This window comes from Herbaspirillum sp. C7C2, assembly GCF_022627865.1.
In the GTDB taxonomy this organism is placed as follows: Bacteria; Pseudomonadota; Gammaproteobacteria; order Burkholderiales; family Burkholderiaceae_D; genus Herbaspirillum; species Herbaspirillum frisingense.
On the sequence record NZ_JABXGI010000014.1, the window covers coordinates 23,894 to 39,357 of the forward strand.

Sequence of the window (15,464 nt, forward strand, 5' to 3'; positions counted from 1 at the left end):
CAATGTTCGCACAAACAGTGCATTTCTGCAGGAGGTCATACCACTTGACCTCGTCATAATGCGAGGTGTTTTCCTACAATCTCCATACAAGCCGCATGGATAAGGGCTTGGCTTGACATTTGTCTGCGAGCAATAGATTCTTGCCCGACCCGTCGGCAGCCTCTTCCTCAGACAAATCCAAACCAGAGCTCCCATGAACGACACCATCGACCTGCCCTTCCCGTCCGAACCAGCTCCCGAGCCAGTGCCGAGAGCGAGCATCACCCCACCCCCTTCCCCGCAACCTTTTGTCTTCAGCGGGCGCGGTTCGGAATATTTCCGCATCTGGGCCGTCAATCTCTTGCTGTCCATCCTCACCCTGGGCATCTACTCGGCCTGGGCCAAGGTGCGCCGCCTGCGCTACTTCTATGACAATACCTCGGTGGCCGAGGGCAGCTTCGACTACCACGGCAATCCCATCTCCATCCTCAAGGGCCGCATCATCGCCGTGGTGTTGCTGGCGGTCTATCACTTCGCCGGTGCGGCCAATCCACTGCTGGGCCTGGCAGCGGCATTAATGATGGTGCTGGCCGGCCCCTGGCTGATCTGGCGCAGCCTGCAGTTCAAGCTCTACAACACCAGCTATCGCGGCATCCGCTTCGGTTTTCGCGGTAGCTTCGGCGGCGCAGCCCGCAACTTCCTGATGTGGCCGATGCTGGCCAGTGTTTCCCTGGGCCTGCTGGCGCCGCTGGCCTACCAGCGTTTCAAGCGCTACCAGCACAGCGAAGCGCGCTTCGGGGCGACGCACTTTTCCTTCCATGGCTCGGTGGGTGCGTTCTACAAGGCTGTCGTGATCGGGCTGGGGCTATGGCTGGGCGGGCTGGTGGTCATCTTCGTCGGCTTTGGCGGCCTCATGCTGATCGAGCTTGCCAAGTCGGGCGACATGGGGGGAGGCAAGCTGGTGCTGATGTCCCTGTGCCTGTATGCCTGGAGCTTCCTGGCCATCCCGCTGTGGATGACCTTGATGCAGAACCTGGTCTGGAACAACACCCGCCTGGGCGAGCATCGCTTCCAGAGCAGGATGCGTTGGGGCCGCACTGCCTTCATCGTCTTCACCAATATCCTGGGCATCGCCTTCACGCTGGGTCTGTTCACCCCCTTCGCACAGATCCGCCTGCTGCGGTATCGCATCGAATCGCTGACGCTGCTGCCGGCCAGTGGCCTGGATGATTTCATCGCCTCCAGCGAAGCCCATGGTTCGGCCACCGGCGAGGGCCTGGGCGATCTGCTCGACTTCGACCTGTCGATGTAGGCCAGGGATGGTCAAGGCTTCCTATTACGACGGCAAGACCTCGCGGCGTCACCAGGTGACGCTGACGGTGGTCGATGGCATGGCGCAGGTGCGCGGCGAGGTCGAGCGCGATTGCCCGATCTCGCAATTGCGCGTGTCCGAGCGCTTCAAACGGGCGGCGCGCAAGGTCAGCTTCGCCGACGGCGCCTATCTGGAAATCATCGATGCCCAGGCCTTTCGCGATCTGCTGCAGCAGACCGGTCACCGCGACACGCTGGTGGTGCGGCTGCAGCAGAGCTGGCGCCATGCCCTGACCGCCTGCGCAGTCCTGATCGCGGTGGTGGCACTGGGTTATCTCTATCTGCTGCCGCTGGCTGCGCGCGGCATCGCGGCGGCGCTGCCGGTGCAGGTGGATCAGCAGATCGGACGCGGCACGCTGGAATTCCTGGATCTGCATGTGCTGGCCCCCAGCCAGCTGGACGTGCGCCGGGCGGCCGCCATCAAGGCGCGCTTCCAGGCTTTGACGGCGCCCATGGCGGATGCGCCGGCCTATGACATCGTGTTCCGCAAGAGTCGCATCGGTCCCAATGCCTTCGCCCTGCCCTCCGGACAGATCGTGGTGACTGACGAGATCGTGCGCCTGCTGGACGATGACGATGCGCTCATGGGCGTGCTGGCCCACGAGCTCGGCCACGTCCACCGACGCCACCTGATGCGCCGGCTGATCCAGAGTTCGGCCATGGCGGCCACGGCGACGGTGCTGTTCGGGGACGTCTCGGCGGTGCTGGCCAATATCCCGACGGTAATGCTGGACCTGAAGTATTCACGCGACATCGAGCGCGAAGCCGACGACTACGCCATCGCCATGTTCCAGGCCAACGGCCTGCCGCGCCAGAAGCTGGCGAAGGTGTTCGAAAAGCTGGAACAGGCCGGTGGCGGTGCCGACGGCGGCGTGTCACCCTACCTGTCCAGCCATCCGGCCAACGATGAACGGATTGCCCACATCCTCGGGGCGCGCTGATCCGTTCAGGTCGAGAAGGGGAACAGGGTGCGTACGCCAGTAAGCGCCTCCATCCCTTCCAGCTGTGCCAGCCGCTCGTGGGCGATGCGTTCGTCGATGCCACCGTAGCGCAGGCATTCCAGGAATTTCTCGCGCCGCTGGTCCGGCGTCAAAGGCTCGCGTGCTGCGCCACGCGGCGCATCGCGACGGCCACGCAGCTGCCGGCCATCACTCAATTCGATACAGACCTCGGCCCCCTCGGGGGCCTGCTGCTGCCGCGCCGGGTCCTGCCATTGCGTGCTACTGCACATGCTGACCCTGGCCATGAGCGCGATCATGTCGGCCTGCGCCAGCCGCGCCGCTTCAAGGTCCTGCAGGCGCGGCCCGTCGTGCAGCACCGCCGCCGCAATGGTGAAGGGCATGCTGAACTGTGCCTGCTGCGGCGTCTGTGGACGATCATGGATCAGGTTGGCGATCACAATGGGTGGCACGTCGCAACGGATGGCAAGAATCTCCTCGCTGCGCACGCCATGCGCCGCGATCAACTCCGCCACCACATCGACGGCGGCATGCGAAGACAGGCAGACCGGGATGCGCTTGACGTCCAGCCCCGGATCTTCGAGCGTCCAGCGTTGCCCCAGCGCGCTGAAGACGCTGCCGTCGAAATGATCGTCATTGAAGAGATGCGCAACGCCATGGCGATGCTCGAAGGCATCGATCGGGCCGGTGGCGCCGGCCTGTGCCAGCCAGGCCGCCATCACCCCGGCCTCGGCGGCGCGTCCGGCCAGCAGGGCCTTGGCGTCGGTGCCGAAGCCGGCCTTGATGCCGGCCGCACTGGCAGCGGCCAGGCCGAGTGCATGCGCGGCCTGCTGCGCGTCCAGCCGCAGCAGCCAGGCTGCCGCCGCGCAGGCGCCGATGGGGCCGAGTATCCCGCTGCTCCACCAGCCGCGCCGGTAGAGCCGGTTGTCGCTTGCCAGGCCCAGCGTGTACTGGCATTCGGCACCGACCACCAGGGCCGTCAACAGGGCCTGGCCATCGGCATCGACCTCCTGGGCCACCGCCAGTGCCGCCGGCACGATCACCGCCGAACCGTGGACGAAACCGGCATAGCAGTTGTCATCGAAGTCCAGCGCATGCGCGGCCACCGCATTGACCAGCGCGGCGTGGCGCGCCTGCGTGCGCTGGTCGCTGCCGGCCAGGCCACAGGTACCGGCCGCGCCATCGCCCTGCACCAGCAGGCGGGCATGGGCCGCCACGCGGGTGCGACCACCGGCGCTGATCACGCCGAGCGTATCGATGAGGCTATGCAGGGCGATGCGGCGGATGCGCGGGGGCATGCTTCCCGCCTCCTGCCGCACCAGCCAGCGTGCCATGGCAGGGATGGCGAGGCTCACACCCGGCGCATCGCCTGTCATGGCGCAGTGCGGCACGCTCAATCCGGCAGCTGCCCGGCCGGGGCGCCCAGCCAGGTCTGCGAGAACTTGTCGATGGTGCCATCGGCGCGGGCTTCGCGGATGATCATGTTGATCTTCGCCAGCAGGGTCGATTCACCCTTGGGCATGGCCACGTAGCAAGGCGCATTGGCCAGGATCACCTTCAGTTCCATGTCCAGCGACGGGTTCATCTTCTGCAGCGCGGCGGCAACCGTGGTGCCGGTGGCAAACATCTGCACATGCCCGGCCAGGAAGGCCGACAGCGTGGCATTGTTGTCCTCGAAGCGCTTCACCACCGCGCCCGGCGCCAGCTGTTCCAGCTCCTGGTCCTGCATCGAGCCACGGGTCACCGAGATGGTCTTGCCGTTGAGTTCGGCGAAGCTGGTGGCCTTGACCTTCTTGGTGCCGAACACCGCATCGAAGAACGGCGCATAGGCCAGGCTGAAGTCCACCACCTTGGCGCGTTCGGCGGTCTTGCCCAGCGACGAGATGGTGATGTCGGCCTTGTTGGTCTGCAGGTAGGCGATGCGGTTGGGCGCGGTCACCGGCACCAGTTCGACCTTCACGCCGAGTTTCTTGCCGATCAGTTGCGCCATGTCGATGTCGTAGCCACGCGGGGTCATGTCACTGCCCACCGAGCCGTAGGGCGGGTAGTCGGTCGGCACGGCCACGCGGATGGACTTGCGCGCCATGATGGTGCTGTAGAGGTCGTCGGCCAGCACGGGCGAGCTGGCCACGGCCAGGCCAGCCGCAAGAGTCAGCATGGCAAGTAGGGAGCGGCGTTTCATGGAAAACCTTTCTGGAGCCAAGCTCCGTCGATACGCAGTAAGAAAGTTCGAGAATCTGGGGCGAGCCCCTGCCGCCTTCTGGCGTGCTTGTTGTCCGTCGCATGTCTCGGGCATGCGCCGCTCCGGTAATGCTTTTTGCGCTGCTGCCTCTTCAGGTGCGGCGTCGTCTGTTGCGGGTGGGCACAGCCGCGCGCGGCTCCAGTGCGGGGGCTTCCTCGCCCTGGCTGCCCCACCATTCGCCCACGCCCCAGAGTTTTCTCTCGGTGTCGGCGATCTGTGACTTGATGTTGATCTTTGCGGTGGCGGCCATGAGCGCCGCCAGGATTTCTGCCACCAGAAAAGCCGGCAGTAAGGTATCGAAGAACGACGCGCCCTTGTTGGGCACGATGATGGCTTCGCTGGCCATGCGCGCCATGGGCGAGCTGGCGCTGTCGGTGATCACCACCAGCCGCACGCCGGCCTTCTGCAGATGGGTGGCGATCGACATGGCCCGGCGCGAATGCGGCGCCATGCTGCAGATCAGCGCCACGTCGCGCGAGGAGGGCTGATGCATCAGCTTCATGATGCCGCTCTCGCCGGCGCCATCCACCAGCGTGACATTGCGCGCAAAGAATTCACACACATGGGCGAACTGGAAGGCCACCGGGAAGGAACCGCGCAGGCCCAGGCAAAAGATGTCACGTGCCGCCGACAGCAGCTTGGCCGCGCGCATGATGGCCGGCATGGTGGAGCCGCTGGCGAAGGAGCGTATCTGCGCCTCGGCGGTCTGCACCAGGTCCATGGCCAGGGCTTCCTCGCCGATGCGCTGGTGCAACTCCACCAGGCCCTGGGCGCGTGAACCGAATTCGCTGCCATGGCTGCGCAGGCTGGCCTTGAACACTTCGCGCACGGCGTCGTAGCCGGACAGCCCGAGCGCCTTGGCAAAGCGCGTCATGGTGGACGGTGGCAGCTGGATCAGGCGCGCCTGTTCGCGCATGGACAGCACCGCCACCTCATGCGGGTGATCCAGCACGAAGGCAGCCACCTCCCGCACCTGGCGCGGCAGGCGGTCAAAGCGTTCCTTGATGAGGGCGGTCAGCGCAGCTTGGTTCACGATGCAGGGCAAGGGGCGGAAGATAGCCCTGCATGAGCAACATGTGTGCCAATTGACTATGCAAACGATACAAATGAACCATTTGCGGCCGCGCTTGGCCTGCATCAGCACGGGCCTGCCACCGGGCTTGCCCCGTCCCGGCGACGACCGGGGGGCGATACAAACGAAACAGAAATCGGCCCTTGCTGCATCGTCCACCTCTCCCGCGCCGTGGGGATGGCGCGGCGCCCGGACCGTGTCAGCCGCGGCGCAGCGCCCCGTCATGGGACGTCACGCCCCATGCCGACGCAAAGCCGTGGGCGATGCTGCGCCCTCAGCTCGCCAGATGGGCGGCGGAGCGGATGTGCAATTCGCGCAGCAGGGAGAGGAACAGTTCAGCGCGGTGCGTGGAAGGACGGTGCGGGTCGGTCACGGCGCAGATGGGATGGACGAAGGTGGGACTGGCGCGGCGCGCGCGCAGGGCATAACGCTTGCCGATCAGTTGCGCGTAATGCGTGGGCAGCAGGCCGACATAGTCACCGCTGGCCACCAGCAGGGCGATGGCTTCCAGGCCACCGGCCTCCGGCCCGCGCTCGTATCCATCGCCGGCCAGCACCTGATCGACATAGGGATGGGGCCGGTAGACCAGGGGCCAGACCGCCTTGCGCGGCTCGCCGCCCTCCTTGCGCACGGCGCCATAGAGGCGATGGCTCTCGACGAACAGCGGCAGGTAATCGAATTCATCATCGCCCGGATAACGGCCGCGAATGGCGATATCGACCCGTTGCTCGCGCAGCGCCTGGTTCAGTTCGGGAAAGGTCATCACCTCGATGCGCGGCTGCACCTGGGGCGCGCGCCTCTTGAGCGCGGCGATGGCCTGCGGCAACTTGCAATCGGGATGACTCAGGGCATGCTCCACCACCCCCAGCGCCAGCGGCCCGGACAGCACACCATGCACGGCATCGATCTCGGGACGGATGCGCTCCAGCGAACGCAGGGCGGTGGTAGCCAGCTTGAGCGCCACCTCGCCCTCGGGCGTGAGTCGGAAACCGGCCGGCCCCCGCTCGCACAGGCGCACGCCCAGGCGTTCCTCCACCTCGCGCACATGGCGGCTGATGGAGGCCTTGGACATCAGCAGCACCCGCTCGGCGGCGGCGAAACCACCGGCCTCGGCGACGTTGCAGAAGACCCGCAGCGAGCGCAGGTCGCGCTCATCGAAATCCAGCCTGATCATGACGCTCCTGTCTGCATGCACCGTTGCGGTGAAATTGCAAAGTCTCGAAAAATGAAACTATACCTCCAAAAGAATCATTTTCTATCATCACCGCGACTCACTACAGTGAATGCATGCACAGCGGCCCATCGCTGCCTCATCGATGCACGCAGGCCCGCTGCATTTCTTCTATCAGGAAACCATCCATGGACAATCTCACCGCACCGCGCACCGGCCACAAGACCCTGCTGTATTCGGAGCTGGTCACCGACCTCACCGACTTCAAGGCCGACATCGCGGTCCTGGGGGTCCCCTTCGGCGCCGCCTACGGCCCGCGGCAGTACAGCAACGACCAGACCAATGCGCCGCAGGCCCTGCGCGACCTGAGCGATCGCATGGTGCGTCATCCCAGCCACTATGACTTCGATATCGATGGCCCGCTGCTGCAGGAGCGCGAGGATATCCGCTTCGTCGATTGCGGCGATGTCCTGCCCGACCTGGCCCAGCCGGAGCTGCACAAGCAGCGTGCCGAGAGCGCGGTGCGCCAGATCCTGCGCGGCGGCGCCCTGCCCATCGTGCTGGGTGGCGACCATGGCATCACCAACCCGGTGCTGCGCGGCTTTGATGAAGTCGGGCCGATCACGCTGGTCCACATCGATGCCCACCTCGACTGGCGCGACGAGGTCAACGGCGTGCGCGACGGCCTGTCCAGCGTGATCCGCCGTGCCTCGGAACTGCCCTACGTCAAGCACATCGTACAGATCGGCCTGCGCGCCCAGGGCAGCGGGCGGCCGGCCGACTATCGCGCCGCCAAGGAATGGGGTGCCGACCTGATCAGCGCCTATGAATTGCACGACATCGGCATGGATGCGGTGCTGGCGCGCATTCCCGATGGCGGCAACTACTATCTGACCATCGATGCCGATGGCCTGGACTGCGCCATCATGCCGGCCGTCGATGGCCCCGCGCCGGGCGGCGTCACCTTCCTGCAGGCGCGCAAGCTGATCCACGGCCTGGTGCGCAAGGGCCGCGTGGTGGGCATGGACATCGTGGAAATCCAGCCGGCCAAGGACAATGCCAGCAAGATCAGTGGCGTCACCGCCGGCCGCCTGATCGTCAATCTCATCGGCGCCACCATCCGCGCCGGCTATTTCGACAAGAAGTAAGAAGCCCCGCTCACTATCCCAACCACCCATTTCCGGAACCGACATGGCCCATACCCGCATCCGCAAGTTCAACACCCGTGAAACCTATCCCGAACAGAAGCTGGACAACGACCTCTGCCAGGCCGTGGTGGCCCGCGGCACCATGGTCTTCCTGCGGGGACAGATCGGCCAGGACCTCGATACCTCCGAGAGCGTCTGCATCGGCGACGTCAAGGGACAGACCGAACAGGCCATGAAGAACATCGACATGCTGCTCAAGGAAGCCGGCAGTCAGCTGGACCATATCTGCAAGCTCACCATCTATATCTCCGACCCGCGTTTCCGCGAGGATGTCTATACGGTGGTGGGCAAGTGGCTCAAGGGCGTCTATCCGGTCTCGACGGGGATCGTGGTGACCGCCTTCGCCCGTCCGGAATACCTGGTCGAGGTGGATGCCACGGCGGTGATTCCCGACTAGATCAGACCTTTATGCAGTGACCGCCAGGTGCGGCACTGGAACTCTTCCGGTAAGTAGCAGTACTTGGGCCGCATCGATGATGCGGCCTTTTTTTTGGAGCGGCGCGGTGAAATGGGGCGTGGCAGGAGGCAGGCGGTGCGGGCAGCAAAGTCCCGCTCCGGATCCGGCGGCCAGGGGCCGCCGGCGGGAGGATCAGCGGGAAGAGTCGTCGCGCGACATTGTCGACAAACCCGAGTAGAGGCTGCAGCTATGCGGCGCGCCACGATGGGAACCGGTGTCCAGTTCGCTGGAATCGTTCAGGTAATCGACCAGCTTGCGATAGAGCTTTGCGAAGTAGTGCATGACTAACCCCCTTTCAATGTGCCTCTGTTGGCTGTCTGTTGGCGGATGGTGTCAGTGCTTGACGAACCACCCATGCCGGCTTTACCACCCCACCCACATCACCCGCTTCACGGCCCGGCACGAACCGTATAAATTGTTTATATGATTTATTCTATTTGCATGCGGCGGCCGCGTCTATCAGGAATTTTCTGACATTGACTTCCTGTTGCAGGTAATCATCACTTCCGGCGCGCCTACATCCCGGCCGCATGCCCCTGCAGCCAGTCGCGGAACGCCGTCATGGCCGTCCCCTGTGGCCGGGATTTGAGGCGGGTGAGCCAGTAGGCACCGGTGACGATGCCGGTCTCGAAGGGGCAGACCAGCCGCCCCTGGCGCAACTCCCGCTCGAACATCAGCACCGGCAGCAGCGCTACACCGGCCTGCTGGGCGGCCGCTTCGGCCAGCGCCAGCGAGGAGTCGAACACGAAGCCGCGCAAAGGTGGGCAAGGTGCGCCGGCGGCGGCGAACCACTGGTTCCACTCGTCGCTGCGGTAGGAACGCAGCAGGGTCTGGCTCGCCAGGTCGGCAGGGCTGCGCAATTGCGCGGCCAGGGCAGGTGCGCACATCGGCGCCAGCGGCGCCTCGAACAGACGTTCAGCCTCGGTGCCATGCCATGCACCATCGCCAAAGCGGATCGCATAATCGAGACCCTCGCCGGCCAGATCGACCCGGTTGTTGTTGGTCAGCAGGCGCAAGTCGACGAAGGGATGGTTCTGCTGGAATTCCCGCAGGCGCGGCATCAGCCAGCCCACGGCAAAGGTGCCGACCACGCCCACGGTGAGCACTTCGCGGCGACGGCCATGCTCGAACTGGCCCAGCACGTCGGCAATGCGTCCGAAGGACTGGGCCACCACCGGCAACAGCGCCAGGCCCTCGTCGGTCAGCGCCAGGCCACGCGGCAAGCGCCGGAACAGGGCCACGCCGAGGCGCTGTTCCAGGTTCTTGACCTGCATGCTCACGGCCGTCTGGGTCACGCTCAATTGCTCGGCGGCGCGAGTGAAGGACAGGTGGCGGGCCGACATCTCGAAGGCGCGCAAGGCATTCAACGGCAAATACATGGAGTCTCCAGGCATCAGATTTTCTTGGGTCTACGGCCAATTATCATGAATTGTGGTCATCGCCGCCACTGCCTATGATCTGGCCTGTCGCAAACCCGCAATCAACAAATTACTAGGAGAAAACATGTCCGGAAGACGCAACTTCCTGGCCCTCACGGCCCTGGCGGCCGGTGGCCTGATCAGCCGTAGCTGGGCTGGCGAGGTACAAGGCGCAAGTAAAACTATGGACTCGTCCAGTATCGTCCAGAAACTGGCGCGGCTGGAAGCCGATATCGGCGGCCGCCTGGGCGTATCGCTGGTGGATACCGTCCATGGCCGGCAGTGGGGCTATCGCGCCGACGAGCGCTTCCCCATGTGCAGCACCTTCAAGTTCCTGGCGGCGGCAGCGGTGCTGCGCCGGGTCGATGAAGGCCGGGAGCGCCTGGCACGGCGCATCGTCTATCGCAAGCAGGACCTGGTCCCCTACTCGCCCACCACCGGCAAGCACACCGGCGGCACCGGCCTGTCCATGGCGCAGTTGTGCGAGGCGGCCATCACGCTGTCCGACAATACCGCCGCCAACCTGATGCTGGCCAGCATGGGCGGCCCGGCCGGGCTGACCGGTTTCGTGCGGACGCTGGGCGACGATCTCACGCGCCTGGACCGCAACGAACCCACGCTCAACGAAGCCATCCCCGGCGACCCGCGTGACACCACCACCCCGGCCGCCATGACCGCCGACCTGCGTCAGGTGGTGCTTGGCAATGCCCTGGCACCAGCCTCGCGCGAGCAGATCACGCAGTGGCTACTGGCCAACCAGACCGGCGACAAGCGCGTGCGCGCCGGCCTGCCGGCGGGCTGGAAAGTGGGAGACAAGACCGGGACCGGCGACCGCGGCACGGCCAACGACGTGGGCGTGGTGTGGACGCCGCAGGGCGCGCCGCTGCTGTTTGCGGTCTATCTCACCGAGAACACGGCCGAAGCGGCCCGGCGCGACGCCGTGCATGCCGAAGTCGGTCGCCTGATTGCGCAGGTGATGGGCTGAGCGCGTCCGTGTTCAGTTGAGGCTCGGTGGAGGCTGGGTGGAGGCTCAGCTGGCAAACTGCAGCGACACCGCACCCACGCCTTCCAGCGCGGCTTCCACCAGCAGACCGCCGCGCGCCAGTTGCAGGCCGGTACAGGAGCCGGTGGTGATGATCTGACCCCGACGCCAGGGCTGGCCGCGCTGGGCGCAATGCTGCGCCAGCCAGCCCAGCATGGGCCAGAGGTCGGCCGGGTTGCCGCCGCTGGTGCGGGTGATGGGCAGGCCATCGATGACCAGGCTGGCCTCGACCGTGCGCAATGACAACTGCGGCGGCAGCGGCTGGGGCTGACCGGTCACCAGCGCGCCATGGCTCTGCAGGTCGGCCATGCCGGCCCAGGGATTGCCGCAGGGCGGATGTCCCAGGCGCGTCTCCACCACTTCGATGGCCGGCAGGATGGCGTCGAAGACGGTGCGCAGTGCGGCCTCGTCGGGCTGTTGCGTGCCGGGATCGAAGTCGCGCCCCACCCGCAAGGCCAGTTCCACTTCCAGCCCGCGCATGCGCCACTGCGGCCCGGCCAGTCGGGCGCCCGAGGGCAGGATGCCGGACTGAGGCAGGGGCGCGCAGCCGGGCATGCTGCCATCGCCCTTGCTGCCCACCTTCCACCCGCCCACCGGCCCCAGCCGGCGCAGTTGCGCATCCTGCACCGCGTAGGCGGTCTCGGCGTCGCCCACCGCCAGCCGGCGCCAGTCCAGGGCCAGGCCGCTGTGGCGGGCGTCGAGCAGAAGTTGGGTGGCGGCGTCGATGTGCATGATGGCTCCGGCAATGAGAGGGGAATGGGCAGCGCGCATTGTACTGTCTGGTGCGGCCATCGCCCAAGGCACAGCTTCGCGGCCCGGTCTCGGCCACGATCAGCGCGCCCATCCTGACAGGCCGATAATGCAGCGATGCCCGCTTGACTTCGAGCGCACTCCAACTTCTAGACTGGCTGCCATGACCTCTTCCCTGACCATTGCCCAAGCTGCTGCGGCCACCGGCCTGTCGGTGCATACCCTGCGCTACTACGAGAGGATAGGCCTGCTCGATCCGGTCGAGCGGCGCGACAACCGGCATCGGCGCTATACCCAGGAAGACCTGAACTGGATCGCCTTCCTGAAGAAGCTCAAGGCCACTGGCCTGCCGGTGCGCGCCATGCTGCGCTACGCCGAGCTGCGGCGCGACGGCAATACCGTGGAGAGTGTCGTGGAACGCAAGGCGATGCTGCAGGCCCATACGCTAAGCGTCCAGCAAACCCTGGCCGAACTGCAGGAAAACCTGGCCGTGCTGCACCACAAGCTGGCGCTGTACGACACCCTGGAACAGCAGGCGCGCATGGCGCCGGCGATTCCGGCAGGGCTGCCCCGACCGGCCTCAACCAAAGAAAGGATTGCACCATGACCGAACCCATCACCTCCCACCTGCAACCGGAATCCGCCGTCGGTACCCGCCGACTGGGCAGCAACGGCCCGCTGGTCTCGGCCATCGGCCTGGGCTGCATGGGCATGAGCGATTTCTACGCCCGGCGCGACGACCAGGAATCGCTAGCCACCATCGACCGCGCCCTGGAGCTGGGCATCAACCTGCTGGACACGGCCGACATGTATGGCCCTTACACCAATGAAGAGCTGGTCGGACGTGCCATCAAGGGGCGCCGCGACAAGTTCTTCATCGCCACCAAGTTCGGTTTCAAGCGCGACCCGGCCGATCCCACCGTGCGCGGCGTGGACGGCAGCCCGGCCTATGTCCGGCAAGCGGTCGAGGGCAGCCTGAAGCGCCTGGGCATCGAGGCCATCGATCTGTATTACCAGCACCGCATCGATCCCAACACCCCCATCGAAGCCAGCATGGGCGTGCTGGCCGATCTGGTGCGGGCCGGCAAGATCCGCTACATCGGCTTGTCCGAGGCCTCGTCGGCGACGCTGGAGCGGGCGCACCGGGTGCACCCGGTGACCGCGCTGCAGAGCGAATATTCGCTGTGGACGCGCGACCCGGAAAGCGACGTGCTGGCCACCTGCCGCGCACTGGGCATCGGCTTCGTGGCCTACAGCCCGCTGGGCCGGGGTTTCCTGAGCGGCGCCATCCAGCGCGTGGAGGATCTGGCCGAGGATGATTTCCGGCGCAGCAATCCGCGCTTCCAGGGCGAGAATTTCCAGCGCAACCTGCAATTGGTGGCAAAAGTGAAGGAAATCGCCAGCCAGCACGGCTGCACGCCGAGTCAGCTGGCACTGGCCTGGGTGATGGCCCAGGACCCGCATCTGGTCCCCATCCCCGGCACCAAGCGCCGACACTATCTGGAAGAAAATGCCGGCGCCTGCAATGTGAAGCTTTCTGCCCAGGATCTGCAGAACCTGGACGCGGTCTTCCCACGCGGCGCCGCCGCCGGTGAGCGCTACACCGAAGCCAGCATGAAACTGCTCAACGGCTGATTCTCTGGCCGCCCCCTGGCCGCCCCCTGGCCGATCCTGCAGCAGACCCCGCACCCGGCGCCGACCTCGGCGCCGGGTCGGCGACCTCCCCGAACCACCGACCTTCCGCCCCATCCCTACGTAGTCCTACTGAGTCGCTCTACGTGGTGCCCCGCTTGTTCTGCTTGTCGTAAATGCCAATACTACGACCAACAAAAAAAGCCGCATCCGCGTGCCGACAATCCACGATCAGGGACATTCACCACCAGGCTGCAGCCAGCCGGCTGAGCGCATCCGTCGGCAGGCTGCCGCTGCGCGCAGGTTCAGCATCAATACCCGGACATGACCTGTCCGGGGGATAAAAAAACAGGGCGTCAAAAACGCCCTACCACCTTCAAAACGACAGAGGAGAACAGATGTCCGTCGCTGCCCCATCCGCAAAGAGTCCTTTGCGCCTATTGCTGTTGCTGCCTTTCATCGCCCTGCTCTGGGTACCGTTCTACAACCAGGAACTGCCCAGCCTGTTCGGCTTCCCCTTCTTCTACTGGTATCAGCTGGCGTGGGTGCCGCTGACTTCCCTGATCATCTGGCTGGTCTATCGTGATGGCCTGAAAAAGGGAGTCGAGTGATGGAGACCACCAACATCCACTGGACCGCCCTCTGGGTCTTCCTGTTCTTCTTCGTGCTGGTCACCGTGCTGGGCTTCATGGCCTCGAAATGGATGGCCGGCCCCAGCAACAAGGGCGCCCACCTCGATGAATGGGGCCTGGGTGGCCGCAACTTCGGCACCTGGATCACCTGGTTCCTGGTCGGCGGCGACTTCTATACCGCCTATACCGTCATCGCCGTGCCGGCGCTGGTCTATGCGGTGGGGGCCTATGGCTTCTTCGCCCTGCCCTACACCATCCTGGTCTATCCCATCGTGTTCGTGATCATGCCCAAGCTGTGGCGTGCCGCCCACAAGGCCGGTCACGTGACCGCCGCCGACGTGGTCTGGGGTCGCTACCAGTCGCGTCCGCTGGAGTTCGCCATCGCCCTGACCGGCGTGGTCGCCACCATGCCCTACATCGCGCTGCAGCTGATCGGCATGGAAGTGGTCATCAAGGCCCTGGGCCTGACCGGTGAACTGCCGCTGCTGGCGGCCTTCGTGATCCTGGCGCTGTACACCTACTCGGCCGGCCTGCGGGCGCCGGCGCTGATCGCCTTCGTCAAGGACATCATGATCTACATCGTGGTGATCGTGGCGGTGGTGGTGGTGCCGGCGAAGCTGGGTGGCTACGGTGCGGTGTTCAGCTCGGCGCGCGATGCCTTCGCCCTCAAGGGTGGCGCTACCGGCCTGACCCTGAAGCCCACGCAGTTCCTGCCCTTCGCCTCGCTGGCCCTGGGTTCGGCACTGGCGGCCTTCATGTATCCGCATACGCTGACCGGCATCTTCGCCGCCAAGGACGCCAATACCATCCGCAAGAACGCGGTGTTCCTGCCGGCCTATACCGTGCTGCTGGGTCTGATCGCGCTGCTGGGTTACATGGCCTATGCCGCTGGCATCAAGGTGCAAGCCAACAACGACGTGGTCCCGGCGCTGTTCAACAACCTGTTCCCGGGCTGGTTCGCCGGCTTCGCCTTCGCTGCCATCGCCATCGGTGCGCTGGTGCCGGCTGCGGTGATGTCCATCGGTGCCTCCAACCTGTTCACCCGCAACTTCTGGAAGCCTTACGTCAATCCTGGCATCAGCCATGAAGGCGAAGCCAAGGTGGCCAAGATCGTGTCGCTGGTGGTCAAGTTCGGCGCGCTGGTGTTCATCCTGTTCCTGCCGACCAAGTTCGCGCTGGACCTGCAGCTGCTGGGTGGCGTGTGGATCCTGCAGACCTTCCCGGCCCTGGTGTTCGGCCTGTTCGTCGGCTGGTTCGGTGCGCGCGCCCTGCTGTGCGGCTGGGCGGTGGGTATCGTCGGAGGTAGCTGGATGGCCTTTGCCGATGGCATCAAGCCGGTCCATAGCTTCATCATCGGTGGCGAGACCTATACCCTCTACACCGGCCTGATCGCCCTGACCCTCAACGTGGTCGTGGCCGTGATCGCCAACCTGATCTTCGGCAAGGGTTCGCAGCCCGCACTGAAGCGCTGAGCGAGCGCCTGCGGGCGCCCGTCGTAGAAAAGCCGAGCCCGACCCATGTGGTCGGGCTC

At 65.4% G+C, this 15,464-nt stretch carries 16 protein-coding genes; 9 read left to right on the top strand and 7 right to left on the bottom strand.

The window, feature by feature from the left end; translation table 11 throughout:
• Nucleotides 1-193 precede the first annotated feature (193 nt).
• Nucleotides 194-1,291 carry a YjgN family protein gene (locus HWE04_RS16920; RefSeq protein ID WP_241813148.1) on the top strand — a complete coding sequence of 366 codons (1,098 nt, stop codon included), beginning with the start codon at nt 194-196 and terminating at the stop codon, nt 1,289-1,291.
• A 7-nt stretch (nt 1,292-1,298) separates the two neighbouring features.
• A complete protein-coding gene (locus HWE04_RS16925) occupies nt 1,299-2,291 on the top strand; it encodes a M48 family metallopeptidase (RefSeq protein ID WP_241813150.1) in 993 nt (330 codons plus the stop codon).
• A gap of 5 nt (nt 2,292-2,296) precedes the next feature.
• Here HWE04_RS16925 and HWE04_RS16930 read toward each other — a convergent pair whose 3' ends face one another.
• From HWE04_RS16930 to HWE04_RS16945, 4 genes are all read right to left on the bottom strand, one after another.
• Nucleotides 2,297-3,685 carry an MmgE/PrpD family protein gene (locus tag HWE04_RS16930; protein WP_274620157.1) on the bottom strand — a complete coding sequence of 463 codons (1,389 nt, stop codon included), beginning with the start codon at nt 3,683-3,685 and terminating at the stop codon, nt 2,297-2,299.
• A 17-nt stretch (nt 3,686-3,702) separates the two neighbouring features.
• A complete protein-coding gene (locus HWE04_RS16935) occupies nt 3,703-4,491 on the bottom strand; it encodes a transporter substrate-binding domain-containing protein (protein WP_039874933.1) in 789 nt (262 codons plus the stop codon).
• A 151-nt stretch (nt 4,492-4,642) separates the two neighbouring features.
• Nucleotides 4,643-5,584 carry a MurR/RpiR family transcriptional regulator gene (locus HWE04_RS16940; protein WP_241813153.1) on the bottom strand — a complete coding sequence of 314 codons (942 nt, stop codon included), beginning with the start codon at nt 5,582-5,584 and terminating at the stop codon, nt 4,643-4,645.
• Nucleotides 5,585-5,897: 313 nt separating this feature from the next.
• The gene (locus HWE04_RS16945; RefSeq protein WP_182992664.1) at nt 5,898-6,797 is read right to left on the bottom strand and encodes a LysR family transcriptional regulator; all 900 of its coding nucleotides are present in this window, start codon (nt 6,795-6,797) and stop codon (nt 5,898-5,900) included.
• A gap of 185 nt (nt 6,798-6,982) precedes the next feature.
• Between HWE04_RS16945 and HWE04_RS16950 the strand changes: the two genes are divergently transcribed.
• Together HWE04_RS16950 and HWE04_RS16955 are read left to right on the top strand one after the other, a co-directional pair.
• Nucleotides 6,983-7,942, top strand: a complete 960-nt coding sequence (locus tag HWE04_RS16950; protein WP_006462805.1) for an agmatinase — start codon at nt 6,983-6,985, stop codon at nt 7,940-7,942.
• Nucleotides 7,943-7,985: 43 nt separating this feature from the next.
• Nucleotides 7,986-8,399: a RidA family protein gene (locus HWE04_RS16955; RefSeq protein WP_006462806.1), complete on the top strand. Its 414-nt coding sequence runs from the start codon at nt 7,986-7,988 to the stop codon at nt 8,397-8,399.
• 192 nt (nt 8,400-8,591) lie between these two features.
• Here the strand turns inward: HWE04_RS16955 and HWE04_RS16960 are convergent, their stop codons facing one another.
• Both HWE04_RS16960 and HWE04_RS16965 read right to left on the bottom strand, forming a co-directional pair.
• Nucleotides 8,592-8,741 (bottom strand): hypothetical protein, encoded by a 150-nt coding sequence (locus tag HWE04_RS16960; protein ID WP_241813154.1) that lies wholly within the window; start codon nt 8,739-8,741, stop codon nt 8,592-8,594.
• 233 nt (nt 8,742-8,974) lie between these two features.
• Nucleotides 8,975-9,838: a LysR family transcriptional regulator gene (locus HWE04_RS16965; RefSeq protein WP_102663326.1), complete on the bottom strand. Its 864-nt coding sequence runs from the start codon at nt 9,836-9,838 to the stop codon at nt 8,975-8,977.
• A 124-nt stretch (nt 9,839-9,962) separates the two neighbouring features.
• On the opposite strand from HWE04_RS16965, the gene bla reads away from it, so the two are divergent.
• Nucleotides 9,963-10,862: a class A beta-lactamase gene (gene bla / locus HWE04_RS16970; RefSeq protein WP_241813155.1), complete on the top strand. Its 900-nt coding sequence runs from the start codon at nt 9,963-9,965 to the stop codon at nt 10,860-10,862.
• Nucleotides 10,863-10,907: 45 nt separating this feature from the next.
• On the opposite strand, the gene HWE04_RS16975 is transcribed toward bla, so the two are convergent.
• On the bottom strand, nt 10,908-11,651 hold the full coding sequence (locus HWE04_RS16975; protein ID WP_241813156.1) for a 2-keto-4-pentenoate hydratase: 744 nt from the start codon (nt 11,649-11,651) through the stop codon (nt 10,908-10,910).
• Nucleotides 11,652-11,832: 181 nt separating this feature from the next.
• On the opposite strand from HWE04_RS16975, the gene HWE04_RS16980 reads away from it, so the two are divergent.
• From HWE04_RS16980 to mctP, 4 genes are all read left to right on the top strand, one after another.
• Complete coding sequence (locus HWE04_RS16980) at nt 11,833-12,276, top strand: MerR family transcriptional regulator (RefSeq protein WP_241813157.1); 444 nt, start codon at nt 11,833-11,835, stop codon at nt 12,274-12,276.
• Nucleotides 12,273-13,304, top strand: a complete 1,032-nt coding sequence (locus HWE04_RS16985; RefSeq protein WP_241813158.1) for an aldo/keto reductase — start codon at nt 12,273-12,275, stop codon at nt 13,302-13,304. Before HWE04_RS16980 ends, HWE04_RS16985 begins: the two co-directional genes overlap by 4 nt.
• Before the next feature lie 428 nt (nt 13,305-13,732).
• Nucleotides 13,733-13,912, top strand: a complete 180-nt coding sequence (locus HWE04_RS16990) for a DUF3311 domain-containing protein (RefSeq protein WP_102663322.1) — start codon at nt 13,733-13,735, stop codon at nt 13,910-13,912.
• Nucleotides 13,912-15,405: a monocarboxylate uptake permease MctP gene (gene mctP, locus HWE04_RS16995; protein ID WP_166758091.1), complete on the top strand. Its 1,494-nt coding sequence runs from the start codon at nt 13,912-13,914 to the stop codon at nt 15,403-15,405. The genes HWE04_RS16990 and mctP overlap by 1 nt, the downstream gene beginning before the upstream one ends.
• Nucleotides 15,406-15,464: the final 59 nt, after the last annotated feature.